The sequence below is a fragment of the Mesorhizobium sp. M0968 genome (assembly GCF_040319065.1).
Taxonomy (GTDB): domain Bacteria; phylum Pseudomonadota; class Alphaproteobacteria; order Rhizobiales; family Rhizobiaceae; genus Mesorhizobium.
In genome coordinates this window covers 172866-196886 of record NZ_JAMYNL010000001.1, presented here as the reverse complement: position 1 = coordinate 196886, position 24021 = coordinate 172866, and the positions used below count along the sequence as shown (strand labels likewise).

27 protein-coding genes and 2 pseudogenes are annotated in these 24021 nt (G+C 63.0%); 16 read left to right on the top strand and 13 right to left on the bottom strand.

Annotated elements, in window-relative coordinates; translation table 11 throughout:
* Nucleotides 1-17: 17 nt before the first annotated feature.
* Complete coding sequence (locus NKH67_RS00995; RefSeq protein WP_502893706.1) at nucleotides 18-338, bottom strand: response regulator; 321 nt, start codon at nucleotides 336-338, stop codon at nucleotides 18-20.
* Between the two features lie 286 nt (nucleotides 339-624).
* Here NKH67_RS00995 and NKH67_RS00990 point away from each other — a divergent pair, with 286 nt between their 5' ends.
* Both NKH67_RS00990 and NKH67_RS00985 read left to right on the top strand, forming a co-directional pair.
* Nucleotides 625-951 carry an ElaB/YgaM/YqjD family protein gene (locus NKH67_RS00990; RefSeq protein WP_023678546.1) on the top strand — a complete coding sequence of 109 codons (327 nt, stop codon included), beginning with the start codon at nucleotides 625-627 and terminating at the stop codon, nucleotides 949-951.
* A 10-nt stretch (nucleotides 952-961) separates the two neighbouring features.
* On the top strand, nucleotides 962-1441 hold the full coding sequence (locus NKH67_RS00985; RefSeq protein WP_352471121.1) for a phage holin family protein: 480 nt from the start codon (nucleotides 962-964) through the stop codon (nucleotides 1439-1441).
* Nucleotides 1442-1489: 48 nt separating this feature from the next.
* Here the strand turns inward: NKH67_RS00985 and NKH67_RS00980 are convergent, their stop codons facing one another.
* Entirely contained in the window at nucleotides 1490-3016 is a 1527-nt protein-coding gene (locus NKH67_RS00980) for a sensor histidine kinase (RefSeq protein WP_352471120.1), read from the bottom strand.
* 146 nt (nucleotides 3017-3162) lie between these two features.
* Between NKH67_RS00980 and NKH67_RS00975 the strand changes: the two genes are divergently transcribed.
* A complete protein-coding gene (locus NKH67_RS00975; protein WP_292659198.1) occupies nucleotides 3163-3336 on the top strand; it encodes a hypothetical protein in 174 nt (57 codons plus the stop codon).
* A gap of 58 nt (nucleotides 3337-3394) precedes the next feature.
* Here NKH67_RS00975 and NKH67_RS00970 read toward each other — a convergent pair whose 3' ends face one another.
* Entirely contained in the window at nucleotides 3395-4315 is a 921-nt protein-coding gene (locus NKH67_RS00970; RefSeq protein ID WP_352471119.1) for a diacylglycerol/lipid kinase family protein, read from the bottom strand.
* Between the two features lie 252 nt (nucleotides 4316-4567).
* Here NKH67_RS00970 and NKH67_RS00965 point away from each other — a divergent pair, with 252 nt between their 5' ends.
* Nucleotides 4568-5929, top strand: coding sequence for a PRC-barrel domain-containing protein (locus NKH67_RS00965; RefSeq protein WP_352471118.1), 1362 nt, complete (start codon nucleotides 4568-4570; stop codon nucleotides 5927-5929).
* Nucleotides 5930-5981: 52 nt separating this feature from the next.
* Here NKH67_RS00965 and NKH67_RS00960 read toward each other — a convergent pair whose 3' ends face one another.
* Nucleotides 5982-7559, bottom strand: a complete 1578-nt coding sequence (locus NKH67_RS00960; RefSeq protein WP_352471484.1) for an alkaline phosphatase family protein — start codon at nucleotides 7557-7559, stop codon at nucleotides 5982-5984.
* 224 nt (nucleotides 7560-7783) lie between these two features.
* Between NKH67_RS00960 and NKH67_RS00955 the strand changes: the two genes are divergently transcribed.
* The 4 genes from NKH67_RS00955 (at nucleotide 7784) to NKH67_RS00940 (ending at nucleotide 10899) form a co-directional block, all read left to right on the top strand.
* Nucleotides 7784-8716 carry a VOC family protein gene (locus NKH67_RS00955; protein ID WP_352471483.1) on the top strand — a complete coding sequence of 311 codons (933 nt, stop codon included), beginning with the start codon at nucleotides 7784-7786 and terminating at the stop codon, nucleotides 8714-8716.
* Between the two features lie 10 nt (nucleotides 8717-8726).
* The gene (locus NKH67_RS00950; RefSeq protein ID WP_352451159.1) at nucleotides 8727-9362 is read left to right on the top strand and encodes an alpha/beta hydrolase; all 636 of its coding nucleotides are present in this window, start codon (nucleotides 8727-8729) and stop codon (nucleotides 9360-9362) included.
* Nucleotides 9355-9654 (top strand): GNAT family N-acetyltransferase, encoded by a 300-nt coding sequence (locus tag NKH67_RS00945; RefSeq protein ID WP_352451160.1) that lies wholly within the window; start codon nucleotides 9355-9357, stop codon nucleotides 9652-9654. Before NKH67_RS00950 ends, NKH67_RS00945 begins: the two co-directional genes overlap by 8 nt.
* Nucleotides 9655-9840: 186 nt before the next feature.
* On the top strand, nucleotides 9841-10899 hold the full coding sequence (locus NKH67_RS00940) for a dipeptidase (protein WP_352500772.1): 1059 nt from the start codon (nucleotides 9841-9843) through the stop codon (nucleotides 10897-10899).
* A 42-nt stretch (nucleotides 10900-10941) separates the two neighbouring features.
* On the opposite strand, the gene NKH67_RS00935 is transcribed toward NKH67_RS00940, so the two are convergent.
* Nucleotides 10942-11202 (bottom strand): hypothetical protein, encoded by a 261-nt coding sequence (locus NKH67_RS00935; protein ID WP_352471481.1) that lies wholly within the window; start codon nucleotides 11200-11202, stop codon nucleotides 10942-10944.
* A gap of 2 nt (nucleotides 11203-11204) precedes the next feature.
* Nucleotides 11205-11423, bottom strand: a complete 219-nt coding sequence (locus NKH67_RS00930; protein WP_352451221.1) for a hypothetical protein — start codon at nucleotides 11421-11423, stop codon at nucleotides 11205-11207.
* Nucleotides 11424-11536: 113 nt separating this feature from the next.
* Here NKH67_RS00930 and betI point away from each other — a divergent pair, with 113 nt between their 5' ends.
* The 5 genes and pseudogenes from betI to NKH67_RS00905 all read left to right on the top strand — a co-directional run bounded on the left by betI (nucleotide 11537) and on the right by NKH67_RS00905 (nucleotide 14951).
* Nucleotides 11537-12253 carry a transcriptional regulator BetI gene (betI, locus tag NKH67_RS00925; protein ID WP_502893699.1) on the top strand — a complete coding sequence of 239 codons (717 nt, stop codon included), beginning with the start codon at nucleotides 11537-11539 and terminating at the stop codon, nucleotides 12251-12253.
* A 76-nt stretch (nucleotides 12254-12329) separates the two neighbouring features.
* Nucleotides 12330-13631 carry a flavin monoamine oxidase family protein gene (locus NKH67_RS00920; RefSeq protein WP_352471479.1) on the top strand — a complete coding sequence of 434 codons (1302 nt, stop codon included), beginning with the start codon at nucleotides 12330-12332 and terminating at the stop codon, nucleotides 13629-13631.
* A 24-nt stretch (nucleotides 13632-13655) separates the two neighbouring features.
* Nucleotides 13656-13835, top strand: a pseudogene (locus NKH67_RS00915) (aspartate aminotransferase family protein); the annotation flags it as partial.
* Between the two features lie 51 nt (nucleotides 13836-13886).
* Entirely contained in the window at nucleotides 13887-14090 is a 204-nt protein-coding gene (locus NKH67_RS00910) for an SDR family oxidoreductase (RefSeq protein ID WP_352471478.1), read from the top strand.
* Between the two features lie 66 nt (nucleotides 14091-14156).
* A complete protein-coding gene (locus NKH67_RS00905) occupies nucleotides 14157-14951 on the top strand; it encodes an inositol monophosphatase family protein (protein WP_352471477.1) in 795 nt (264 codons plus the stop codon).
* A 35-nt stretch (nucleotides 14952-14986) separates the two neighbouring features.
* On the opposite strand, the pseudogene NKH67_RS00900 reads toward NKH67_RS00905, so the two are convergent.
* From NKH67_RS00900 to NKH67_RS00875, 6 genes and pseudogenes are all read right to left on the bottom strand, one after another.
* A pseudogene (locus tag NKH67_RS00900) lies at nucleotides 14987-15196 on the bottom strand (substrate-binding domain-containing protein); the annotation flags it as partial.
* Between the two features lie 258 nt (nucleotides 15197-15454).
* Complete coding sequence (locus NKH67_RS00895) at nucleotides 15455-17986, bottom strand: NAD-dependent epimerase/dehydratase family protein (RefSeq protein ID WP_352471476.1); 2532 nt, start codon at nucleotides 17984-17986, stop codon at nucleotides 15455-15457.
* A 190-nt stretch (nucleotides 17987-18176) separates the two neighbouring features.
* Complete coding sequence (locus NKH67_RS00890) at nucleotides 18177-19100, bottom strand: arginase family protein (RefSeq protein WP_352471495.1); 924 nt, start codon at nucleotides 19098-19100, stop codon at nucleotides 18177-18179.
* Between the two features lie 334 nt (nucleotides 19101-19434).
* Nucleotides 19435-19935: a DUF6496 domain-containing protein gene (locus NKH67_RS00885; protein ID WP_352471475.1), complete on the bottom strand. Its 501-nt coding sequence runs from the start codon at nucleotides 19933-19935 to the stop codon at nucleotides 19435-19437.
* A gap of 122 nt (nucleotides 19936-20057) precedes the next feature.
* Nucleotides 20058-20735: a dienelactone hydrolase family protein gene (locus tag NKH67_RS00880; RefSeq protein ID WP_352471474.1), complete on the bottom strand. Its 678-nt coding sequence runs from the start codon at nucleotides 20733-20735 to the stop codon at nucleotides 20058-20060.
* Between the two features lie 11 nt (nucleotides 20736-20746).
* Nucleotides 20747-21463 carry a phosphoribosyltransferase gene (locus tag NKH67_RS00875; protein ID WP_352471473.1) on the bottom strand — a complete coding sequence of 239 codons (717 nt, stop codon included), beginning with the start codon at nucleotides 21461-21463 and terminating at the stop codon, nucleotides 20747-20749.
* Between the two features lie 297 nt (nucleotides 21464-21760).
* Between NKH67_RS00875 and NKH67_RS00870 the strand changes: the two genes are divergently transcribed.
* Nucleotides 21761-22189, top strand: coding sequence for a CBS domain-containing protein (locus NKH67_RS00870; protein WP_023677862.1), 429 nt, complete (start codon nucleotides 21761-21763; stop codon nucleotides 22187-22189).
* A gap of 87 nt (nucleotides 22190-22276) precedes the next feature.
* Here the strand turns inward: NKH67_RS00870 and NKH67_RS00865 are convergent, their stop codons facing one another.
* A complete protein-coding gene (locus NKH67_RS00865; protein WP_352471471.1) occupies nucleotides 22277-22756 on the bottom strand; it encodes an Hsp20/alpha crystallin family protein in 480 nt (159 codons plus the stop codon).
* 283 nt (nucleotides 22757-23039) lie between these two features.
* Here NKH67_RS00865 and NKH67_RS00860 point away from each other — a divergent pair, with 283 nt between their 5' ends.
* Both NKH67_RS00860 and NKH67_RS00855 read left to right on the top strand, forming a co-directional pair.
* On the top strand, nucleotides 23040-23477 hold the full coding sequence (locus NKH67_RS00860) for a DUF2267 domain-containing protein (protein ID WP_023677864.1): 438 nt from the start codon (nucleotides 23040-23042) through the stop codon (nucleotides 23475-23477).
* Nucleotides 23478-23526: 49 nt separating this feature from the next.
* Nucleotides 23527-23997 carry a YbhB/YbcL family Raf kinase inhibitor-like protein gene (locus tag NKH67_RS00855; protein WP_352471470.1) on the top strand — a complete coding sequence of 157 codons (471 nt, stop codon included), beginning with the start codon at nucleotides 23527-23529 and terminating at the stop codon, nucleotides 23995-23997.
* Nucleotides 23998-24021 lie beyond the last annotated feature (24 nt).

Genomic DNA, 24021 nt, shown 5'->3' with positions numbered 1-24021 from the left:
TCGAACCGCTCCGCGCCTCAGCGGAGATGCGTTCGCCTGCAGGCCGCCGCCACTGCCTCGACGAGATCGTCTCCCGAATAGGGCTTGGTGACCAGTCTGACGCTGGGAAAGGATTTCTTGATCTCGTCCGTATCCGAATAGCCCGAGGCAAAGACGAACGGGATGCCCGCTTCACGCAGCCGCGAAGCAAATTGGAGCGTCGAAACGCCGCTCAGCATGAGGTCGACGATGGCCACATCGAACTGCGCGGCAACGTCTTGCTGTTCGATCTCAGTCAGATCACGGGCGATGACCACATTGAGCGCGCCGTAGTCGCGGCAAAGCTGCTCGATATCCATGGCAATCAGGAACTCATCTTCCAGGATAAGAATCCGCAAACCGTCAAGTGATGCGCGCACGCAGCAATATCTCCTTAAATTCGTCTCGATCGTGAAACGGGGAAGTCATGATCGTTATTTGGCATGCTGTCATTTAAAAAAGACGCGCTGGCGCGGATGCGTCGGCCTCGGCCCATGCAAGGCATTTGCAACGCGCGCTGCCGGAGATAGGGTTAGAAGAGGTTCGTGCCGGAACCTTGGGGTCTGTCGGGCGTTTCGACCGAGCAAAAGCATGGAGAGTGAAGCAATGGCGACTGCCGCAGGAAAGGCCGCGAACGAAGCCCGCACGAATTCCGATATTGAGGCCGACATCGCACAACTGAAGGCCGACATCGACCAACTTACCAAGCTGTTGGCCAAAACTGGCGAACATGGCTACGGGGCAGCGCGGCGAGCCGCCGCCGAAAGCGTCGAGCAGTTGCGAACCCAGGGCGAGGCAGCCTTCGACAGCCTGCGCAGCAACGCCAGGGACATCGAGGCGCAGATGATAGCGCATATGCGCGAGAAGCCGGTGACGTCGCTGGCGATCGCCGCCGGCGTCGGGTTCCTCTTCGCGCTTCTCGCGCGCCGCTAGTTCTGCACGCATGGGAATGCTTGCATCGCTGATCTCGGGCCTCGCCTCGGGCGAAACCATTGCGGCGGTGCAACGCGTGCGTGTGGCTGCAATTGTCTATTCGGTCGCAGCGGTCGTAGCGCTGTGCGGCCTCGGCTTCCTGGTCGGGGCGGCCTATATCTGGACGGCGGCCCGCTATGGGCCGATGGCAGCTTCCCTGAGCTTCGGGATCGGCTTTCTCGCAATCGCCGGTCTCATCCTGCTCGTCTACCGGATGTCGGCCGGCTCGCGCGCCAGGCGCCGGGCGAAGCGACGCAACGCTGACATGAAGGCTATCGGCATCACTGCGGCACTCGCCGTGCTGCCGGCGCTGCTCAAGGGCAAAGATGGCCCGGGAAAGGCCAGACTGAGCGCGATTCTCGGCCCGGCGATAGCACTCGCTGCCTACGCCATCTACCGCGAGAACGTGAAGCGCGGCTCCGATGATCCGGATACCGGCAAACGTGAATAGTTCGGAGGGGATAGTTCGGGGCAAACGATTCTGGCGCCGGTCGCAAAATCACAAATCTTCGAGCGGAATCGATATTTCCGCGACCACGCCGTCCGGCCGGAATTCATGGATCACCTCGCTGGAAATGACCTTGGCCAGGCTGCGGCGGATCAGGATCGATCCGAAGCCATGGCGTTCGGGCGGCGCAACCCGCGGGCCGCCGCTTTCGCGCCAGGCCAGCAACAGACGGCGTGCGCCCTTCCTGCCTTGTACCCTCCAATCGAGATCGACCTTTCCGGAGGAAACCGAGAGCGACCCGTATTGCAGTGCATTGCTTGCCAGTTCATGCAGGATCAGCCCGAGCCCGACTGCCTGGTCGGGTGAGAGCAGGACATCGGCGCCGGAGATCGCCATGCGCGATTGTCCGGCGGCTTGGAACGGCTTTAGCTCGATCTCCACCAGCTCGCGGATGCCGATGCCGCGCCACTCGCGGTCCGACAGCAGGCTGTGCGCAACGCCCAGTGCCTGCAGCCTGGCGCTGAAGGCTTCGAGGAATTCGCTTGGCTGGCGGGCATGGCGAACGGTCTGCGTCGCCAGCGCCTGTACGGTTGCCAAAGTGTTCTTGACGCGGTGATTGAGCTCGCGCAGCAACAGTCGTTGACGTTCGTCGCCAAGCTTGCGTTCGGTAATGTCGTAGTTGACGCCGAAGATCAGCGTCGGCTTGCCATCGCCGTCGCGTTCTATGACGCGGCCGCGTGTTGCGATCCATCGCGGCGGATCGAGGCCTTTGACACGGTATTCGCCAAAATAATCGTCGCTGCCGGTCAGCGCGTCGCGAAAGCGTGTTTCGGTCTGGTGAACGTCGCGCGGGTCGATGGCGGTCAGGATGTCGCGCGCCCTCAGCCTGTTCGACTTCGGCAGGTTGAACAATTCGGACAGCAGGACATCGCAGTCGATCATGTCGCTGCGGATATCCCATGCCCAGCTGGCAAGCGAAGCCGCGTCGAGCGCGATAGCGCGCCGCTTTTCCTCTCGGACCAGTGCTGCCTTGGCAATCGCCGCACTGCGGGTTGCATCCTTCAGCGTGAACAGGCTGGCGGCGAGGCCGGCCAGCGCCGACAGCTGGTCGAGCTGGACAGAGGAGGGACGTGCGTGCGGCTTCCGGTCGAGCACGCACAGCGTGCCGATCAGCGCGCCGTCGACTACGATGGGCACGCCTGCGTAAAAGCGGATATGATGCTCGCCGGTGACCAGCGGATTGGCTTTGAACCGCGGATCCGCCGCCGCGTCGGCCACCACCATCGGCACGTCGCCGGCTGCGATGGTATAGGCGCAGAACGATGTCTCGGTTGCGATTTCGGTCTCGTCGAGGCCGATACAGGACTTGAACCACTGCCGCTCAGCATCGACCAGCGTGATCAGTGCGACAGTCGTTTGCATAGCCGAAGCGGCAAGACCGCCGATACGATCGAAATCAGGGTCGGCAGCCCCGTCCAGCGTGTCGAGGCCGTGCAGCACGGCAAGACGGTCCGCGGCGCCCACCACACGGCGAATATCGGCCGGCAGGCCCGGCGTGTTCTGGCTATTGTCGTCCACTATGCCCCCGGAGGCCGGCTCCGCTGATTGGTCAGGCCAACCGGCCCGTCTGCCGCCTTGCAGTGCCGGAACTTTCGCGGCGGGGGACCGTTACCAGCCAACGCCCCGCGAGTTACGCCTGCCGGCGCCAAATATGGAGCCAGACAATGCCAAAAACCATTCCTGAAAACAAAGCCCGTCAAGGGCGGCGGGGTCGGCATGTCCTTCGTATCCTGATCGCCGCGCTGTTGCTGGCTTTTATCGCCTGGGGCGTCGCCGAAATCTACGGCTGGATGATCGAGACGCCGAAGACCGAACAGGGCAACACGCCCAGCGGCTAGGTTCTCTCCATCGCTCGCGCCAGTTTGCATCACGCAACCCCACATCACGCATCCCACGTCAGGCAACCTTTGCCTCGACAGCGCGCGCCGGGACGAGAACATTCAACGCGCGCGGATGGATTTCGACGGTCGTCTCGCGATCGAGCTTTACCAGTTCGCCGTCCATGACGGCCTGAACTTTCCTGTTAGTCGAATGGATTTTCAAAACGGCGCGGTTTGCCTGATGGATTTCGACATGCTCGTTGCCGCGCCATTTCCCACGGGCGACGTCAAAGAGGAACCTGATCAATTCGCCGCGCCGCCGCGCCACGGTGACATAGATGCCCAGCACGCCGCCTGCCGGATTATCGGCATAGGGCAGGTGGCCCTCGCCAAACAGATTGTTGGTGATGCCGATACCGGTGATCCGGGTTCTGATCTCGGCCTCGCCGATCATCAGCGTTACGTTCATCGCCGGTGGATTGTTGATCGTCGCCCAAGCGGCTCGCACCGAGGCGCGCATCTTCCCCAAGCGCGAGCCGAATTCCATCTTCTGGCGCAGTTGCACCATCCTGGCGTGCATGCCGATCGAGAATTGATGCACGAAGGGCCGGCCGTTGGCTGTTGCAATGTCAATCGCCATCACCTCGCCGTCGGCAAACGATTTCAGTGCCGCATCGAGGGTCTGCGGGATACCGAGGCCGCGCGCAAAAAGGTTCATTGTGCCAGCCGGCAGAATTGCCAGCGCCTTCTCCCCATTCATCAAACGGGCTGCCGCGGCCGAAATGGTGCCGTCGCCGCCGCCAGCCAGCACGACGTCGATGCCGCGCCTGGAAGCTACGCCGTCCAGCGTGGCGACGATATCCTTGCCGGCGACGATTTCGATATCAATCGAGTGGCCGGCAGTCTCAAGTGTGCTGCGCATCCGACTGGCGAAGGCCTCAAGATCGATGGTGCGCAGGGTGCCCCCGTCCTTGTTCAGCACCGCTGCAAACCGCATGGCCGTTCCATTTTCCAGCACCTATCGGGCCGGGACGGAGCCCCAGCCGGGAGTGGAACGGGGCGGCCGAGAAAATGTTCCTTTCGACCAACGCGGCGAATCCGAGAACCATTGACATCGCACCGGGTGCACCACGGCTTTTTTCGGAACAACAGTGTGGTCACAACGTTGTGAACATGCAGAAGACGCTGCGCCCGCAGTGACGCCAGGCGGGCACGGCGTGCACGAAATCACCGACGAGGAGACACTAAGATGATCCGCACCCTTTTAACCACGACAGCAGTCGCAACATTGATTGCGACGGGTGCATTTGCGCAGTCGGCGACGACCCCGGCGCCGGCGCAACCACCCGCCGTAGAGAATTCCGCTCCAGCCGCTCCGGTGCAACGCGCCGAGGGCAGCCTTGTCACCAATATCATCGGCGAGTCGGTCTATAACGGCACCGGCGACAATGCAGAGAATATCGGCAAGATCACTGATGTCGTCTTCGACGAGCGCGGCGAGGTAAAATCCGTCGTCATCGGCGTTGGCGGTTTTCTTGGCATAGGAACCAAGAACGTCGTTTTCGACTACAAGAAGATGCAATGGGCCGAAAGAAATGGCGACCGTTGGCTGATAGCGCAAACGACGAAGGATGAGTTGACGGCTCAGCCGGATTTCGACCGGAGGCCTTACGATCCGACTCCGCCACCAGCTTCGGCGGATAATGCGGCGCCTGCCGCCCCTTCCACCAGCGCGCAAAATACAACCCCGGCGCCTGCCGCGCCGGCTGAGCCAGTGAAGCGCGCGGAAGGCAATCTTGCCACCAATATCATCGGCGAGACCGTCTACAACGGTACCGGCGACGACGCCCAGAACATCGGCGACGTAAACGACATCGTCATCAACAAGGAAGCCAAGGCGCAATCGCTGGTCATCGGTGTCGGCGGCTTCCTCGGCATAGGTGAAAAGAACGTCGCCTATGATTTCGACAAGGCGCAGTGGGCCGAGAGGAACGGCGATCGCTGGCTGGTTGCCCAAACCACCAGGGAAGAGCTGACGGCGCAGCCGGATTTCGACCGCAAGCCCTATGATCCGGCCCCGGCGACCACAGCGTCGAACGATGCCGCGGCTAATGCGCCAGCCGTCGTCACGCCTACCGTGACGGCCAGCAACACTGCCACGACCGATAACACTGCGACAACCAACAACACTGACCAGGCCAGTAAGACGGCCCAAAATGCCCCAGCGCCCGCAACGACGGCAGACCAGACCAAGACCGGGTCGATCGACAAGTCCACACTGACTGAAATGCCGATAGGCGAAATCCGGGCCGAGGATCTGGTCGGAACAACCGTCTACGGCGCCAACGATGTCAACGTCGGCGAGATCGGCGATATCGTGCTGGGCGGCGACAAGAAGGTCGACGCAGTCATCATCGACGTCGGCGGCTTCCTTGGCATCGGCGAGAAGGAGGTGGCGGTCGGCATGGACAACCTGAAATTCATGACCGACAAGAACGGCAAGCGCTATCTCTACACGAACTTCACCAAGGAGCAGCTTGAGGCGCAGGCCCCTTATGACAAGGCCAGCTATGCGCAAAATCGCGAGAAACAGCGCATGATCATGCGCTAAGCTGCGCACAGGCCGACAGAGAAGCCCGCGCCGGCAACGGCGCGGGCTTTGCTTATCTCGAGGGGAAGCCGGCGACATGGCCGGCAACGCCATTGTCCGTCAATTCGGCGAGCGCCAAAGACTGGTCGAGATGGTCGGCCCGCCAGGCGAGCAACTTCTCGGCAAATTCCAGCCGTGCCCGCAGATAGGCTGGGTCGTCAGCGACATTGGTCAACTCGCGCGCATCCTTCTCCAGGTCGAAGAGCAAGGGCGGCAGGCCTCCGCCGAAATGCACATATTTGAATTTTTGCGTGCGAACGACGGCGAGATTGCACTGACGCGGACCGATGCCGAAATAGCGTTCTGAATCACCATCCGCAATCGAGCGGAAATCGAACTCCCAATGCGCCGCATCGCGCCAATTGTCCGGCTCCGTTGCGTCCAGGAAAGGCGCCAGCGAGCGGCCGTCGAGATGCGGCAGGACTTCGCCGCCAGTGAGCTCGAGCCCAGTGAGCTCGACCAAGGTCGGTGCCAAATCGACCGCCTCGGTGAAGCGGTCGACACTGCTGCCGGCAGCCTTGCGGCGGCGCGGATCGCGAATGATCAGCGGAATATGGAAGCTGCAGTCGAAGAAGCCGCCCTTGCCCAGCATGAAATGGTCGCCCATCATCTCGGCGTGGTCGGAGGTCAGCACGATGACGGTGTCGTCCCATGCATCGGCCGCCTTGACCGCTTGCCAGACGCGGCCAAGCTGCGCGTCGACCTCCGAGATCATGCCGTAATAGAGCGCCCGGATGCGGCGAAAATTGTCGTCGCCCCAGTCGCGCACCTTGCCCTCCGAGCCGGGACGGAATTTCGACCGTTCCTGCCGGTTAAGTTCATAGGCGAGATAAGGGTGGCTTGCTGCTTCGGCCTGCCAGCTTTCCGCGCGGTCAAAAGCTGGACCGATGGCCGGATCGTACATGGCGTTGTAAGGCGCCGGCACGATGAAGGGCGGGTGGGGGCTGATGAAGGAAAGATGCGCGAACCACGGCGCATCGCGCTCCTGCTCGCCGAGCCAGCGGATGAATTCGCCGGCCAGGAAGGCCGCCGGCGTCTCGTCCTTCGAATAGATTGGCGGACCGTTGCTGATCGCGCCGTCGTTTTCCAGGATTTCGCGCGCCGGGCGATGAATGTCGGGGGAGCCGGCGCCGGCATCGACGCCGCGCGCCTTGAGCCATGACAGCCAGGGCTTCTGGTGCTCAGGCAGAAGCTGGCGCACGGTGAAGCCGGACAGCACGCCTTCATAGCTTTTCAGCTGCGGGTCGCCAGGCGCCAGCGTGCGCGGGTCGCGCGCCGTGTCGGTATAGCCGAACAGCGTCGGATCATAGCCGAGGGCGCGCGCCCAGAGCGCTATATTGCCGTGCCGGGCGTCGAGCGGTGTGCCGTTGCGGCAGACACGATTGTTCATCTGGTAAAGGCCGGTGTAGAGGCAGGCGCGTGCCGGTGAGCAAGGTGCGGCGCCGCCATAGTGCTTCTGGAACAAAACGCCCTCGGCAGCCAGCGCGTCGGCATTCGGCGTCCTTACCACCTTGTGCCCAGCAGCTGACAGGCAGTCGCCCCGCCATTGGTCGCAGGTGATCAGGAGAATGTTGGGGCGTTTTCCACTCAACCGCTGTATCCTCACGCTGGCTACATGCGTCGCTCATGGAGCGCAATTTCGGCGAGTATGCAAGCCGGTCCAGTTTGCCGAATGGTGAACAAAACCTGCTTCGTCGTTCACTTTAACAGCACAGTCCATTCTGTGTTTGCCGCCTTTGCGGCCAGGAGGCGGATGCTCATATTTGCGTGGACAGCGGCAAGGGCCGCACCAGCACAAGGGAAGGAGCAACAGACATGCTCGACCAGGTCAAGGGCCTGCATCACGTCACCTCGATGGCCAGCGATGCGCGCCAGAACAATGAATTCTTCACCGGGACGCTCGGCCTGCGGCGGGTCAAGAAAACCGTCAATTTCGACGCACCCGACGTCTACCACCTCTATTACGGCGACGAGGTCGGCACACCCGGCTCGGTGATGACCTACTTCCCGTTCCCGAACATCGGCAAGGGCCGCCATGGAGTCGGCGAAGTCGGCAACACCGCTTACTCGGTGCCCGAGGGCACGCTCGGCTATTGGGAGAAACGGTTTGCCGAGCAAGGTGTCACCGGGCTGTCCCATGAGGAGACGTTCGGCGAGAAGCGTCTTGCGTTCGCCGGTCCCGACGGCGACGGGTTTGCGCTGGTCGAGGACAGAGCGGACAACCGTGCGCCATGGGCCAAGGGTGGCATTCCCACCGACGTGGCGATCCGCGGCTTTCACTCGGTGTCGCTCAGGCTGAAAGATGGCGGCGCCATCGAAGAGCTGCTGAAATTCATGGGTTATGAGGAGGTCGACAAGTCCGGCAACATCAGGCGGCTGGCGGTGAAGAACGGCAACGGCGCCGACGTCGTCGATATCGAATCGCTGCCAGGGGCCGGCTTCGCCAATCTCGGCGCCGGCTCGGTCCACCATGTTGCTTTCGCCGTCGAGAACCGCGCCAAGCAGCTCGAAGTGCGCAAGGCACTCCTCGATACAGGTTATCAGGTGACGCCGGTGATCGACCGCGATTATTTCTGGGCGATCTACTTCCGCACACCGGGGGGCGTGCTGTTCGAAGTCGCCACCAACGAGCCGGGCTTCGACCGCGACGAGGATACCGCCCATCTCGGCGAGGCGCTGAAACTGCCGTCGCAACACCAGCATTTGCGGCCCTATCTCGAGCAGCATCTGCAGAAACTGGAAGACTGAGGGCAGGGTTATGAGCAAGGATTCGTATATTCACAAGGTGCTGCCCGGTTCGCTGGGCGGACCGTTGCTCTTCGTCTTCCATGGCACTGGCGGCGACGAGGATCAGCTTCTGTCGCTTGGGCGCGATCTTGCGCCGCAAGCGACGATCGTCGGCCCGCGCGGCGATGTCTCGGAACAAGGCGCCGCACGCTTCTTTCGCCGTACCGGCGAGGGCGTTTACGACATGGGCGATCTCACGCGAGCGACGGACAAGATGGCCGGCTTCGTCAAGGCACATGTCGAGGCGGCAAAGCCATCTTTGGTGCTAGGCCTCGGTTATTCCAACGGCGCCAACATCCTGGCCTCGGTGCTGTTTGCCGAACCCTCGCTGTTCGACGCAACGGTGCTGATGCATCCGCTGATCCCGTTCGAGCCGGAGGTCAAGGGCAGCCTTGACGGCAGCCGCATCCTGGTCACCGCCGGCAGGCGAGACCCGATCTGTCCGCCTGATTTGACGGCGCGGCTTGAAGCCTATTTGCGCGCCGATGGTGCCGATGTCACAGTCGAGTGGCATGACGGCGGCCATGAGGTGCGGCCGAGCGAGATCGAGGCGGCGCGGCAGTTGTTCGCCGTAGCGCCGGATGAAAGGACCGCAAGCCATGTCTGACCTATTGCCGGAGATCGAGCTGGAGGACCGCGGCTCGAAGGGCCGCTACTTCCTGCGTGGGCCGAGCGGCGCCGAGGCGGAGATGACCTTCACCAAGGTCGGCGAGCACCAGATCATCATCGACCATACCGAAGTGCCGGATGCATTTCGCGGCCAGGGCGCGGGACTTCGCCTCGTCACCCGTGCCGTCGAGGATGCACGTGCGGCGGGCAAGACGATCATCCCGCTTTGCCCGTTCGCCAATGCTCAGTTCCGCCGCCATCCGGAATGGGCGGACGTGCTGAAGCGGTAAGAGACTGCCCCTCGATGAATGACAGGACAAAGGGTGCGCGGCTTTACCGCGTGCCGCTTCGACCATTGGCGGCGTACAAACATAAGGCAAACATGCGGGATTTGCGCAGAGCGCTCGCCTTGCCTAAGTATTGGCAACAACCGGCTCGCCCTCCGCGGCCCGACCACTTCAACCGAATGGCCCTCCATGACCGAATCCGATCTCATTCCCGTCTTCGACGGCCACAACGACACGCTGCTCAGGCTCTACCAGTCGAAGGATGCGGACGTCGAAAAGCTGTTCGTCGAGGGGACGCCGAGTGGCCATATCGACCTGCCGCGCGCGAAGAAAGGCGGATTTGCCGGCGGCATGTTCGCGATCTTCCCGCCGCCTGTCGAGAAATCCAAGCGCGGCGCGGTGCCGCTGGCGCCGAGCGACAGCGAGCCCATGCCGCCCGAGGTTCCGCGCGCCGATGCGCTCAACTCCACCATAGCGATGGCCTCGATCCTGTTCAGGCTGGAGCGGGCTTCGGCGCTCACTGTCTGCCGCACCGCCGGCGATGTGAGGAAGGCGATGGCGCAAGGCTCGATCGCGGCGGTCTTCCACATCGAAGGGGTCGAGGCGATCGACCCTGAGCTCACCCTGCTCGATGTCCTCCACGCAGCCGGCCTGCGCTCGCTCGGTATCGTCTGGAGCCGTCCCAATGCCTTCGGCCACGGCGTGCCGTTCCGTTTCCCGTCGTCGCCCGATACAGGGCCGGGGCTGACCGATGCCGGCAAGGCGCTGGTGAAAGCCTGCAACCAGCTGAAGATCATGATCGATCTTTCGCATCTCAACGAAAAAGGTTTTCGCGACGTCGTCGAGATCAGCGACGCACCGCTGGTCGCGACCCATTCCAACGTGCACGCGATCTGCGGCCATTCGCGCAACCTCACCGAATGGCAGCTCGGCGCGATCCGCGACTCCGGCGGCATGGTCGGGCTGAATTTCGCCACCGGGTTCCTGCGTGAGGACGGCAGGATGAACGCCGACACCAGTCTCGACATCATGGTGCGCCATGTCGATTCGCTGCTGCAGGCGCTGGGCGAAGACGGCGTCGGCCTGGGCTCGGATTTCGACGGCGCCATGATCCCGGCCGTGATAGGCGACGTTGCCGGCCTGCCAAGATTGCTCGACGCTTTCGCGGCTCGCGGCTTCGGGCGCGCGCTGATCGAGAAGATCGCCTATCGCAACTGGCTCGGCATGCTGGAAAAGACCATCGGCTAAGCGGGTGATGCCGGCTTGACCGGAATGCGATTTGGAGGCGGACTATTCGAAACCCATGCGTTTAAGCCAGTCCTGGCCAATGCCGCGGTCGCGGATGATCGGCAGCGGATCGGTCGAATCCAGCCTGGCACAAATACGGTAGGCCTCCAGCGTTTCAGCGCTCATCTCACCGCGTTTGTAGAAGAACATGGCCGCAGCATAGCGGGTGCGGCCCGACCATTTTTCGCCGAGCGGTGTGTTGATCAGCTGCCACTGTTCGGCGGCTTCGGCGTCGAGTTTGGGACTGTCGGTGTCGTCGGCCATATTTAGAAATCCGCAGGCGGATTGGCAGTGCGGCGGCCGAGCCTGACGACCAGCCGCGGCACCAGTTTGGCACGCTTCAGCAGCTTTTGATATTGCAGCTCGCGCCTGGCGTGGATCTCGAGCCAAGGTCCGCTGCAGGCGGGCTCGGCGGCGCTGATCTGGTTTGCATCGCCGGGACTGCTGCCCTTCGCCGACGGTGCCTTCGACGACGTTTTCTCCAAGGATGCAATCTCGACGAGAACATTCGAATATGGGCAGCCATGCAGAAGGTGCTTGACAGTGGCAAACACCGTCCCACTGATCTTCGCGGCCGATGCCGGTCGGCTAGCCGGCGATGCTGGAGACCATCACCCCGATGAAGACAACAGAGGCGCGCGAAGCCCTCCTCGAACCGGCGCGAAAAAGCGATTCCGAAAAGCGCGGCCGCAAAGCGTCGAAAGAGACAAGGCAGGTTCAACTGATCGAAGCGACTATCGATTCATTGGCCAAGCGCGGCTATTCGGAAACGACTATGGCCGACGTCGCCGACGGCGCCGGCCTGTCGCGCGGCATCGTCAATTTCCATTTCGAGAGCAAGGAGAAGCTGCTCGTCGCCACTTTGCAATACATGCATGACGAGTATTCGGCGCATTGGCGCGGCGCCTTGCAAAGGGCCGGCGATGATCCCGCCCGCCAGCTGCAGGCATTGGTGGCAGCCGATTTCAACCGCTCGATCTGCAACAAGCGCAAGCTGGCTGCTTGGTGTGCCTTCTGGGGCGAGGCCAAATCGCGACCGAAATATCAGGCGCTGAGCAGCGCACGCGATGCCGTCTACCAGAACATATTCATCGATCTTTGCGCGGCGCTCAAGCAGAGCGGCTTCTATGCCTATGAGCCGCAAGTCATGGCGCTGGCGCTCAGCGCCATGCTGGATGGTCTGTGGCTGCATTTGATGATGGGCACCGAGGACGCCACACGCGAGACGGCGCTGCAGGCCGCGAACGAGTTCCTGTCTGCGGCATTCCCCAAGCACTATCCGAACTCAGCAGCCCGCGGTGCCAGGCCGGCATGAACCATCAAAAAGAGGGTGGACCAACAATGAAGACAATGATCCGGCCCCTGACATTCGAGAAGATCAAGGCCGGCCAATGAAGTTCAAGATCGAACGAGCCGATGTGGCCATCGTCGGCGCCGGCTTCACCGGCCTGTCGGCCGCGCGTGAATTGAACCACGCCGGCATCGATGTCGTGCTGCTCGAAGCCCGCGACCGTGTCGGCGGCCGCGTCGAAGCCGTGCAGAACGGGCTCGGCGAGCGGATCGACAGCGGCGGCCAGTTCTTGTGCGAAGACATGCCGGAATTAATGGCGCTGGTGCGAGCGCGCGGCAAGACATTGGTCGAGACCCATGTCGCAGGCGAATTCGTCACCCAGCCGCGAATGAGCGAGGCGCAAGCCGGGCGCACTTACGGCACCGCGATGCGAATGCGCGAGCGGATGAACGCGATCGCACCGACCGACCCGGCCATCGCCGGCTTGACAGTCGCGGCATGGCTCGATCGCCAGAACGATCCCGACGATGCCAAGGCCGCCTTTCGGTCGATGATCGAGGGCCTGTGGTGCCTGGCAATGGAAAGGCTGCCGCTGTGGTACTTGATCGACAATGATCGCCGCATCACCAACGAGGTGTCGGAGCTGCAGTATTTCGTGGGCGAAACCATGCATTCGCTGGCGGATGATCTTGCGCGGGATCTCGGCGATCGACTGCGGCTGAATACAGCTGTCGAGGCTATTGAGCACGGCCCGGGAGGGGTTCGCGTCGTTTCGCCTGCCGGCGTGACCGAGGCACGAGCGGTACTGGTCGCGCTACCGCCGATGATGGCCTCGAGAGTCGATTTCGTGCCGCCGCTGCCGGCTGCGCTGGAGAGAGCCCTCGGCGTCTGGGAAAGCGGCGCAGTTATCAAAATGCTTGTGCGCTATCCCAAGGCTTTCTGGCGCGACAGGGGCTTGAGCGGCATGGTGATGTGGCGGGAGCCGCACGGACTTTTTGCCTGCGATGCCAGCAAGGACGAGGATCATGCAGCACTTGTCGTCTTCATCGGCGGGCCGCTGGCGCAGCGCTGGCGGGATATGGACAGCGCGGCGCTACGCGCAACGGTGACATCAAAGCTGCAAGATGCGCTCGGTATCGAGGCCGCCGGCGTCACCGATCTCAGCTATCGCGACTGGACCGGGGATCACTGGAGTGGCGGCGGTTACAGCGATTCGATCGTCGATGCGGCGGCAACGGATGCCGAACGCATTATCCGGGCGGGCGCCCCGCCGGTGCATTTTGCCTCGTCGGAGCTGTCGCCGTCATTTCCGGGCTATGTCGAGGGCGCGATCGTCGCCGGTCGCACTGCTGCGCAAAAAATTATTCAGTCGGTTATCGCCAGCAGAGCCTCAGGGTCATAAGCGAGGCGGATCGAGGTGCCGACCGGCTTCGACGCGCATTGCCACGAGCTCGGCCTGTTGGTCCGGCTACTGATCAACATGTGCGTGATGTCGCCGCCACTAACCATCAAGCGCCAGCAGATCGACGATATGGTGTCGATTCTGCGCGAAGGCATTTCGTGCACGATGGACGATCTGCGCCGCGAAGGTGTCTGGCGGAGATAGGGCCTTTATCGCCGGCAATCTCAGCCGTGGCATTGGTCGGCCGCTGGCAAGGTGGGCGAGGTCGATGAACTGGGCGGTGCCGCGATCTTCCTGGTTTCCGACGCGTCGAGCTTCATGACCGGCCAGATCATCTATATCGAAGGCGACATGACCCGGACCCGTATGAGCGCGACTGTCGCTGTCGGGCGCATGGAAGACCGGTCGGCCTCGGGGCTGCCCCGCAAAAGGCAGGGCTCGTCATTTGCACGCTCTTAGCTTCACCGCTAAGCTTCTTTGGCTGGGGTATTTTCCTCAGATCACATTCGCCATCCCAAGGATCTCATGACACCCGACACAGCAACGCGCGAACAGTTCGCCATCGATCTCGCGCGGCGTGCCGGCGCGCTCGGCCTGAAGTATTTTCGCGACCTCGACAGCCTCGCCATCGAGAACAAAGGTCATCAGGACATGGTCTCGCAGGCTGACCGCGAGGTCGAGCTGTTCATCCGTGCGGCAATGAAAGCCGCTTACCCGACCGATGGAATTGTCGGCGAGGAGCATGCCTCGGTCACCGGATCGAGCGGGCATGTCTGGGTGATAGATCCGATCGACGGCACCGCGAATTTCGTGCGGGGCATTCCGGCCTGGTGTGTGGTCATCGCCTGCGCCAAGAACGGCGACACTGTCGTGGGTGTCATCCACGAGCCCTCTACCGGCGAAACGTTCCATTGCCGTAAGGGCGGCGGCGCTTTTCTCAACGGCAAGCCGATCAGGGCAAGCGCGGCCACCAGCCTGACCGACGGCTCGTTGGGCACCGGCTTTTCCAACCGCGCCGAAATGCAGAACGTCGCAACGCTCATCGGTTTGCTGTTTTCACAGGGCGGCGTGTTTTTCCGTAACGCATCCGGCGCGTTGATGCTCGCCTATGCGGCCGCCGGCAGGCTGCTCGGCTATGTCGAAGAGCATATGAACGCCTGGGACTGCCTGGCAGGCATGCTGCTGGTGGAAGAAGCCGGTGGCACTATAGTCAAGCCCGACCCAAAGACGGTGCTGGAAAACGGCGCGCTGGTGATTTGCGCCGGCAGCGGCGTGTTCGCCCAGGTCCGCCAGCTCTGCGTGCAATCCTTCAAGCTTTGATCAGAACCGGTCCGCATGAGCAGCGGCGATTTGTATTCCACTGTCAGGCCCTCCTCGGCTGCCTGCAGATGCGGATCGCCGGCTCCGCCCCACCAGATGTCTCCCTTTGGGTTGGCGGCCTCGGCGCACAATTGCGCATAGATTTCGCCAGCGCTCTTGCGGGTCATATTGACGGTGATGCCGGTCTTCTCCTCGAACGCCCGCGCCGTCTGCTGGCACCAGACCTCGTCAACGCCGCAAGACATTTCGGCGGACGCCGATGACGACGCGGCCCACATACCGGCGGCGAGGATGCCGGCGCAGAGAATTCCCCTTTTATCATGCTGAAATTCCTCCCTAATTTATTTGCCGACTTGTGAAATGCAGATACGCGGAAAATTCAAGTTGGAAGGGTACGGCCGCCTTTGCGCCATTCGCCGACTTCCCGCTCGATGTGTTCGACAGGTTGATGCGGATCAATCTTTGCAGCCACCTGGCCGACCGTTCTGCGCCGCCGAACATTCTCAGACGATGGCCCGGTCCCAGCCGCCATAATGCGCAGCGCTGCGCGTGCCGCGCGGCAGGCTGAGCCCGACCAGCAGCGCTCCGATCGCCAGATTGGCGAGGCTCGCCGCCGCGCCGCCGGCGAGCATGAACGGAGAGAGGGCGATCCAGGCTCCAAGCGCTATGTTCACAAAGCGGACGGCGCGCGCCACCTCGGCCATCGCCGTAACGGCGATCATGATGACCAGGCAGCCGGTGACATGGTCACTGAAGTAGAGCGGCGGGCTGGTGCCGAAGACAAGCGGCGTGATCATCAGCAGGGCGCCGGCGAGTGTGCTGGCGACAAGGGTCCGGGGGAAATTCACACCGCCAGTGACGAAGTCCCGCGCCACTGCCGATAGCGGCCGGTCGAGATCCGGCGTTGGCGTCTGGTCCTCCGAAAGTGCCGGACCTCCGCACCAGAATGTGCGCCAGAACGGCTCTCCCGCTTGTTTCGCGTGCCAAAGATACTGGCAGCTCGCCAGCACCTCGTCGACCGAATAAGGGATGAGGACGACGGTGACGGCAGCCTGGACGATGCAGAGCGTGCACAGCGCCCCGATGAGCGGTGGCTGAATGATGATGAAGCCGACGCTGACCACACCGAGCGGAACGACCAGCAAGCCGAACAAAAGCACCATCCACGGCATGGTACGCCAGCGGCGGCGATCGCCGATCGCGCCCGCGAGGATATCCAGCGCATAGGCGAAGGCGCCCAGCCCGGCATCGGCGATCGGAAAACCCTTGGAGACCCAGGAGGTGACCACCGCCTCGCTGCCATTGCCGGCCGGCGTTTCGCCCGGGCCGAAGAACGGATCCCAAAGACTGTCGATGTGCCCTAGCTGATAGGCAGCGAGATAGCGCGAGACGAACAGGCCGACAAAGGCGAGGCCGATTATGGGAATGCGCTGGGTGAAGAGGGAGGGCGAATAGCTCCAGCCGAGCGGCTGGTCGTCATCGGCGGCAAGGGCACGCCGGCGGATGCCCGGCGTCGGCGGGATCATCACCGCGAACGCGACGATCAGCATGCCGGCCAGCGTGTCGGTCGCGTAGGCTCCGGCGCTCGTGGTCCAGAACAGGAGCGGCGCGAACATCACCCAAACCCCGATCGAGGCCGTGAGCCATTGCAGGCCGTGCCAACGCCGGCGCATCCCGGCAAGTGCCAGCAAAAGGATGGCGAGGCCGGATACGATCTCGCTGATGCCGAGCCTGCCGTCTCGCATCTCCGGCGAGGCGATCTCGTGCCCGAGCGCCGGCGGAATCGGTGCTGAAGCGGGATCGAACAGGCCGAGCGTGAAGGGCGACGCCACGAGCCACAGCCCGATCGCAACGTTGGTCAGCGGCGCCCAGAGCGTTGCGGCCCGGCGGCGTTCGGTTTCCGCCTCGACCTCGTCGTCCGAGCGCTCGAGCGGGCGCTGCAGCCGTTCGGCGGCCTGGTCGAGCTCGGGCGCGGAAGCGGCGGCCGCCGACGGTTCAAGCTTGTTCTTCTTGTACCAGTCGGTAGGATCCGCCTTCAGCCGCCGGATCATTTCCGGCAAGGTAGCGGTCAGGCTGTGCCGCGGGTTCCAGCCAAGCAGGCGCCTGGCGCGGGAGATGTCGATCTCGTAGTGATCGTCGGCGTTCTCGATCATCCATGGCTTGATGTCGGACTCCTGGTCGAGAAGCTTCTCCTGCATCCAGGCACCGAGCTTCGTCACCTCTTTCGGCAGGGACAGGGTCCGCCAGGTTTCGCCATGCAGGAGCTGCCCGATCTGCTTCTGCATCTCGTCGTAGGACGGCGTCTCTTCTTCGCCGATCAGCAGTACGGTCTCGTTGGGAAGCGCGCTACGCCGGTCGACGGTGCGCACCACGGCGTCGACGAGATCGTCCAGATGCAGGTAGGGCTGGCCGGTGGTGATGTCGCCGGTGAAAAGATAGGCGGTCGGCATGCGCTCGAAAATGCGGGCGATCTGCTGGGCGATGAAGGCCGCGTGACAATCCTCGTCATAGACACCCGCCAGTCGCAGGATCGCAACCTTGATGTCGCCGTGCTCCTTCTGGATCAGCGTCTCGGTCTCGGCCTTCGATCTCGGATAGGCCCAGGCCGGATCGATCGGCGATCGCTCGTCGATCCTGGCGCCCTTTGCCGGGCTCGGCGCATGCACCAGCAGCGTGCTCGAAAACACGAACTGCTCCGTCTCGAACCCCCTCAGCGCGTTCAGCAGCCGGCGCGTTCCCTCGACGGTCACCGCGCCGTATTTCGGATTATCCTCGCCGGTCGTGTCGTAATAAGCCGCGAGATGGATCACCGAGGCAATGCGGCCGCCGCTCCGCTCGCGTACCTCGGCCAGTGCCTTCGCCACGCTCGCGTCCGAGGTAAGGTCGATCTCGATCGTCTCGACGCTGGGCAAGGATCGTCTGGCAACATCAAGGCCGATGATGTCGTAGCGCTCCATCAAGCCGCGAGCGATGGCCTGGCCCAGAAACCCGCTGCTGCCTGTGATCAGGACGGTGGGACGGGTTTTGCCGGTCATGGCGAATCTCCTTGGCGATAGCCGGGTAGAAGAAGCCGAATGCTTCGGTCGCACACTCCGAACCATGTTCGTTGAGAACGGTTCCCGATGAGGTAGCACCACAGAATGGGTGCGCGCGGCGATCCGTCAGACCGACGGCCATTCGTGCCGGCGGATTGCGTTCGTGCACAAGTGCAGGACTCCCATTGGTCTACCGGCCGCGAAGGGAAGCGACCAGAATGTCGATCAGCAGCTTGCCGCAGCGACGATCCGGATCGCGGTCGGGATCATAGATCGTCACCTCCATCCCAATCACGCGTGGATCGTTGCACCATGTGCGAAGGGCTTCGACAGCTTCGTCGGGCAAGACACCGCCGGCCTCCGGCGTATCGACAGCCGACATGATCTCGCTGTCCAGCACGTCGACATCGAAGTGAACGAATACACCCTCGACGTCCTGCCCTGCGACCGCGTCAAGCGCTATGGGTGCCGCATCGGCGATGCCGCGCCGCCGCACGTCAGCCAAATCCATCCGGTGAACATCGGTGTCGAAGACGGCCTTGGACGTGTAAGTCGCGGGGTCCTGCACATCGCGATAGCCAAACGCGACTACGTCGGCCTCACGGACCAAAGGAGTGTGCTCGCCGAAATCGATCAGGAGCGTCGGGCCATGGCCGGTCACGAAGGCCAAATCCATGCCCGCGGCTCCCTTTGACGGCGAGGTATCCGGCAATTTGAAATCGGTGTGCCCATCGAAGAAGATAAGACCGTAGCGGCCACGACGCCGTAGCGCGAGCGCAGGGCCAAGCAACACACTGCAATCGCCGCCGAGCATGAGCAGGAACCCTCCCGAGTTCAGCTCCTCGTCGACCGCTTCGGCAAGCGTCTTGGAATACTGGCGCAGGGCCTGGGCATTGCGCACGCCCGTCGCAGGATCCACCTCAGGCCGATAAGGCGGAGCCCGAACCGAGCGCAACGGACCGGCGCCTAAACGGTCGGCGAGACCAAGCGATTGAAGTGTCTCCGGCGCCTTCCACACGCCGGGCTCCGGCTCACCCTCCTGCGGCATCAGCCCAAGATTAGAGGGCGCGCCGAGCAAAGCGATATGTCTCGTCTGAGTGGTGTCTCGCGGCATTGTCGTGCTGGCAGCTGAGGTCATGATCAGAGTTCTCCGCGTTATGGGCGATACGCATCATGCTCAAGAAACAGGCTGCGCTTTCCTGACCGGTCTCCCGGTGCCCTTGCCGCCGTGTACCTCCGGTTGGTGTCACGCGTCAGGCAGCGTCGCGAGTGACGCGTATTGCTCGTTCAGCGCCACCGTTTCGTCAGCGGTGATTTCGAAGTCGATGTTGTCCCGCGGATGCAGGTTCGCCTTGGGCAGCGGCGTTGTCCCGCGCTGCCGGGGCAGATCTCGATACCGGTCGCTTGGGCCATATCGGATTTCCAGGAGGCGAACTGCCGTCTTTGAACTATGCGTGGTGCGCGCGCGTTCTGGCGGCCTTCTGCGCCGCCGCCTTCCTTCCGCTGGCGCCTTTCGTCTCGGCGGCCTTCTTGGCAGCGGCCGAGCGCTCCTCAGCCGTCCGGCGCGAGGCCGCACGCTTGGCTTGCTGCGCCAGCGCCTCGTGCGACGCCGTACTCCTCGGCTCGTGCTCGAGCACCTTGGAGACGGCTTTCGAGACCCGCGGGCGGCGTTTCGGCGTGCGTTCACCCTGGCCGGCCTCATAGGCGTATTCGGCGCTTTTGCGCGTGCTCTCCTTCACCTTGCCCTTTTTGGGCGGGGGCAGGTCTACGCCTGCGCGTCTTGCCTCGGAAAGCCCGATGGCGATGGCCTGCTGGGTCGAGCGCGCGCCGTGCTCGCCGCGGCGGATTTTATCGATCTCCTCGTGCACGAACTCGCCGGCCTGTGTGCTCGCCGATTTGCCCTCGCGCTTGTCCTTTCGGGCCTTCTCGATGGTTTTCTTGTCCGGCATTGTCTTTCTCCCTCATACGGGTTGCGACAGCCATTCGGGTTGCAGCTGCGCGCGGTCTTATGAGGATCATAACGCGTTGAGGACGCAAATGATCCCGGGACTGGTGATCCAAGCCCCAGCTGTCAGGACGTCGACGCCGATCTGTCCGAAATCAGATGGCGCAAGAACCATCGGCTCGCCAGGCCCGCGACTTCGTCCAGGGCGCCGGGCTCCTCGAACAGGTGCGTCGCGCCAGGGACGATGGCGAGCTCCTTCTCGCAGTGGAGCGCCGCCAGCGCCGAGCGGTTGAGCGCGATCACCTGCTTGTCCGCGCCTCCGACGACGAGCAAGGTCGGCGCCCGGACGCGCGGCAGGGCGTGCGCTGCAAGATCGGGCCGGCCACCACGCGAAACCACGGCCGCGGCCTGGTCGGGCCGCTCGGCCGCCGCCACCAGGGCGGCACCGGCGCCCGTGCTCGCGCCGAAATAGCCAAGACGCAACCCCGATGTTTCCGGCGAGGCGCCGAGCCAATCCGTGACGCCGACCAGCCGGTCGGCGAGCAGTCCGATATTGAAGCGCAACTCGGCCGTGACCTGGTCGATCCGCTCCTCTTCGGCCGTTAACAGGTCGATGAGGAAGGCGGCGAGGTTCGCCTCGTTCAGCCTTCCTGCCACGTAGCGGTTGCGCGGGCTGTGGCGGCTGCTTCCGCTGCCATGGGCAAAGAGCACAAGGCCACGAGCATCCGAGGGCAACGAAAGATTGCCCTCAAGCGTGACAGGTCCCGCGGGAACATGCACGACGTGCTCGCTATCCCGGTCCATATCCATCTCCGCTATGTCGATCTGGTGCCAGGCGCCGGACCCGCGCCCGCGCGCCCAGCCAATTCCTCTTCGGAAGCGGCGGGCTTGGGCCCGGACCTGGCGAGGAGCGCGCGGACCTCTTCATCGCTCGTCTGCGAGAAATCCACGTACCAGCGCCCGACACCCAGCAACGGCTCTGGTGTCGTCGCGCAAACGACCTCGTCGGCGTCCGCCCGCATCGCGTCGCAAGTGTCGGGGCTACCGACGGGAACGGCCGCGACAATATGGGCGGCGTGGTTTTTTCGCAGCGCCTTGATCCCGGCCCGCATGGTCGATCCGGTCGCAAGCCCGTCATCCACGAGGATAATGGTTCGTCCATTCAACTGCGGTGGGGGTCGCCCGTCCCTATAGAGGTGCTCGCGGCGCAGAAGCTCTTTTTCCTCCCTTGCAGCGACCGCGTCGATGACATGTGGCGGGATCGCGAGACCGTTGACGATTTCGTCGTTCAGGACACGTACGCCTGAGGGCGCGATCGCCCCCATGGCCAGTTCCTCGTGGCCGGGGACGCCGAGCTTGCGCACGACGAAGACGTCGAGCGGTGCCTTGAGTGCCTGCGCGACCTCGTAGCCGACCGGCACGCCGCCGCGGGGCAGCGCCAATACGATCACATCGTCGCGGCCGGCAAAGCGAACGAGTTCCCCGGCGAGTTGCCGCCCGGCCTCGCGGCGATCTGAAAAGATGATAGCCATGACCTTCAATCCGCGTGCATCTGTTTTCCCGGTGGATGTTTTTTCACCAGCCTGCGTCCACATTCCGTGGGATGGCTGCGGCACCGGTACCATTTTGGAACTCGCTCGCTGCCTGGACGTTCCAAGAATAGTTTCGATCGCGAGGTGCCGGCACCGGCACGCGCCTCAGCGCGGATCGGGAAGATCGAAGATAGTGATCCGTACATGCCTCGTCCGGCCAGCTGGCAATCTAGCGATGCGTCGCAACAGGTCCGTCTGGCGACTTGTTGCCTCAGCAATCAGGGAAAGGAAGATCCCATGCAAGTTCAGGAGATCATGAGCCGTCGGACCGAACTGGTCGGCCCGAACACGACAATCAGGGATGCCGCCCGGAAAATGCGGGCCGACAATCTCGGCGCCCTTCCGGTCGGCGAGAATGACAGGCTGGTCGGCATGGTGACAGACCGCGACATCGTGATGCGCGGCGTCGCCGAGGAGCGCTCAGCCGGCAACACGACCGTTCGCGAGGTCATGTCCGAGCATGTCTATTGGTGCTTCGATGACGCCGATATCACCGATGCGGCGAAGATCATGGCCAAGCATCAGGTGCGTCGTCTTCCGGTGATCAATCACGACAAGCGCCTCGTCGGCGTCATCGCCCTGGCCGACCTCGGGCGGACCGATGAGGAAGCCGCCAAAATCGCTCTCGAAGGCGTTTCCGAGGCAACGGACGATCCCCGGCGCTAGACGCTCGCTGGGCGGTTGCCGCCGTGCTCGCCGTTCTTCTCCATCTGGGCTGAACGCCGCCTGCTCAGGCAGCCTTCAGTTTGGCAACTATCGCGCTTTCACTTCTATGCGGCGTGTCTTGTCCTTTGCAGCGGGGTTCTTCGGAAGCTCGACAGCCAAAATGCCGTTTCTGAAAGTGGCCTGCACCTTGTCGGCATCGATCTCCGCTTCCAGCGGGATGGTCCGCTGAAACCGGCCATAACTGCGTTCGCTGTAGGTGCGGCCGCCTTCGCCTTCCTTGTGCTCCGAACGCTTCTCGCCCGTAATAAAGAGGGTGTTTTCGCGCAGCTTGAGCTCAACGTCCTTCTGCTCGAGCCCCGGCAATTCGGCGGTGACCTTATAGGCTTGGTCTGTTTCATGTACGTCGACGCTCGGCCAAAGATCGCCGGCCGTAGTCGCTTCGGCCATCGGCGCGAAGAAGTCGTCGAACAGGCGGTCAATCTGCCGGTGGAATGACGTGAGCGGGTCGCGCGCGGATGGGTAGAGGCTGCGCGATGGGGTCCGGGGCGCCAAATCGTGATGTGCCATGGTTCTTCTCCTGTTTTTTGTGTCTGCATCACTCGTCGCCATGTGATCGGCGACGGCAAACAAAACTCGTCCACCCATGAGGATGTTCCGGTGCCGGCCAAGAAAGGTGGTCGAAAAACAGCGGCAAAAAAGCCGGCCCGAATTCCCTCATGACGGGACCTCCGACAACAGACGGGACCTCCGACAATAAATGCGCATCAGGACATGCGCATGGGGGAACAACGGGCAGGTACGGCTGTTTGGTCACATCACCTAGTCGGATTTGAACGGAAGGAGGATTTCGATGAATGCCACCGGACTCGACGTATTCGACAAGACACTGCAGACCACGAACATCTGGCTCGACGAGATCATGGACGAGATTGGACCGGATCGGCAGGTCGCCTGGCACGTTCTCGGAGCGGTGCTGCACGCCCTTCGCGACCGTATGCAGCCGGATCTTGCAGCCCACCTCGGCTCGCAGCTGCCGATCCTGGTGCGCGGCGCCTTCTATGACCAATATCAGCCTTCCAAAGCTCCCGAGAAGATGCGGTCGCTCGACGAGTTTCTGGCCAAGATCAAGGCGGAGCTGGAATTTACCCGCCCGGTCGATTCCAAGGATGCATTCAGGGTCGTGTCCAAGGTACTCGCCCATCACGTCGGAGAAGGACAGATGCACAAGGTCTGGGAATCCCTGCCGGGCGAGATAAGACGCGTCGCCGAAGCTCAGCAAGCGGCGTGAACGGCGCAGGCGCGGGCTTCTCGGTCGCAACCTCCTTGGGGAAATAGCAATGCCACTCACCCTTATCAGCCCGGCGTTCCGGGCAGGCGGAAGAATTCCCGAAAAATATGCGCGTGACGGCCAGAACGTCTCGCCGCCGCTGAAGTGGTCCGGTGTCCCGGATGGTACCAAGAGCCTTGTTCTTGTCGTGCGGGATCCCGATGCACCAAGCGGGATTTTCGGGCACTGGGCGGTGTTCAACATCCCGCCGGATGCCGGGGGACTAGCCGAGGCCGAAGACGGCAAGCCCGGCCCGTCGGCACTCAGGCAAGGCACCAACGATTTCGGCAATGCGTATTACGATGGTCCGCAGCCGCCTGCAGGGCACGGCGTCCACCATTACCACTTCCTGCTGGCCGCGCTCGATGTGCCGAGCCTCAGCGTACCAGGACAGGCGGGCGTGCATCAGGTCTGGAAGCAAGCCCAGAAACACGCATTGGAGGAGACGGAGCTGGTCGGAACCTACGAACGGCCGGCGTGACGCGGGCCGTGGTCGGTCGCCGCC

Excerpts from the sequence above, each read along its gene's own strand:
- NKH67_RS00895 (WP_352471476.1), bottom strand. The coding sequence starts at position 17,986 with ATGACCGGCAAAACCCGTCCCACCGTCCTGATCACAGGCAGCAGCGGG.
- NKH67_RS00990 (WP_023678546.1), top strand. The coding sequence starts at position 625 with ATGGCGACTGCCGCAGGAAAGGCCGCGAACGAAGCCCGCACGAATTCC.
- NKH67_RS00950 (WP_352451159.1), top strand. The coding sequence starts at position 8,727 with ATGAGCAAGGATTCGTATATTCACAAGGTGCTGCCCGGTTCGCTGGGC.
- NKH67_RS00885 (WP_352471475.1), bottom strand. The coding sequence starts at position 19,935 with ATGCCGGACAAGAAAACCATCGAGAAGGCCCGAAAGGACAAGCGCGAG.
- NKH67_RS00965 (WP_352471118.1), top strand. The coding sequence starts at position 4,568 with ATGATCCGCACCCTTTTAACCACGACAGCAGTCGCAACATTGATTGCG.
- NKH67_RS00855 (WP_352471470.1), top strand. The coding sequence starts at position 23,527 with ATGCCACTCACCCTTATCAGCCCGGCGTTCCGGGCAGGCGGAAGAATT.
- betI (WP_502893699.1), top strand. The coding sequence starts at position 11,537 with ATGCTGGAGACCATCACCCCGATGAAGACAACAGAGGCGCGCGAAGCC.
- NKH67_RS00935 (WP_352471481.1), bottom strand. The coding sequence starts at position 11,202 with ATGGCCGACGACACCGACAGTCCCAAACTCGACGCCGAAGCCGCCGAA.
- NKH67_RS00860 (WP_023677864.1), top strand. The coding sequence starts at position 23,040 with ATGAATGCCACCGGACTCGACGTATTCGACAAGACACTGCAGACCACG.
- NKH67_RS00955 (WP_352471483.1), top strand. The coding sequence starts at position 7,784 with ATGCTCGACCAGGTCAAGGGCCTGCATCACGTCACCTCGATGGCCAGC.
- NKH67_RS00945 (WP_352451160.1), top strand. The coding sequence starts at position 9,355 with ATGTCTGACCTATTGCCGGAGATCGAGCTGGAGGACCGCGGCTCGAAG.
- NKH67_RS00875 (WP_352471473.1), bottom strand. The coding sequence starts at position 21,463 with ATGGCTATCATCTTTTCAGATCGCCGCGAGGCCGGGCGGCAACTCGCC.
- NKH67_RS00970 (WP_352471119.1), bottom strand. The coding sequence starts at position 4,315 with ATGCGGTTTGCAGCGGTGCTGAACAAGGACGGGGGCACCCTGCGCACC.
- NKH67_RS00940 (WP_352500772.1), top strand. The coding sequence starts at position 9,841 with ATGACCGAATCCGATCTCATTCCCGTCTTCGACGGCCACAACGACACG.
- NKH67_RS00920 (WP_352471479.1), top strand. The coding sequence starts at position 12,330 with ATGAAGTTCAAGATCGAACGAGCCGATGTGGCCATCGTCGGCGCCGGC.
- NKH67_RS00975 (WP_292659198.1), top strand. The coding sequence starts at position 3,163 with ATGCCAAAAACCATTCCTGAAAACAAAGCCCGTCAAGGGCGGCGGGGT.
- NKH67_RS00890 (WP_352471495.1), bottom strand. The coding sequence starts at position 19,100 with ATGCCGCGAGACACCACTCAGACGAGACATATCGCTTTGCTCGGCGCG.
- NKH67_RS00905 (WP_352471477.1), top strand. The coding sequence starts at position 14,157 with ATGACACCCGACACAGCAACGCGCGAACAGTTCGCCATCGATCTCGCG.
- NKH67_RS00870 (WP_023677862.1), top strand. The coding sequence starts at position 21,761 with ATGCAAGTTCAGGAGATCATGAGCCGTCGGACCGAACTGGTCGGCCCG.
- NKH67_RS00865 (WP_352471471.1), bottom strand. The coding sequence starts at position 22,756 with ATGGCACATCACGATTTGGCGCCCCGGACCCCATCGCGCAGCCTCTAC.
- NKH67_RS00995 (WP_502893706.1), bottom strand. The coding sequence starts at position 338 with ATGGATATCGAGCAGCTTTGCCGCGACTACGGCGCGCTCAATGTGGTC.
- NKH67_RS00985 (WP_352471121.1), top strand. The coding sequence starts at position 962 with ATGGGAATGCTTGCATCGCTGATCTCGGGCCTCGCCTCGGGCGAAACC.
- NKH67_RS00880 (WP_352471474.1), bottom strand. The coding sequence starts at position 20,735 with ATGGACCGGGATAGCGAGCACGTCGTGCATGTTCCCGCGGGACCTGTC.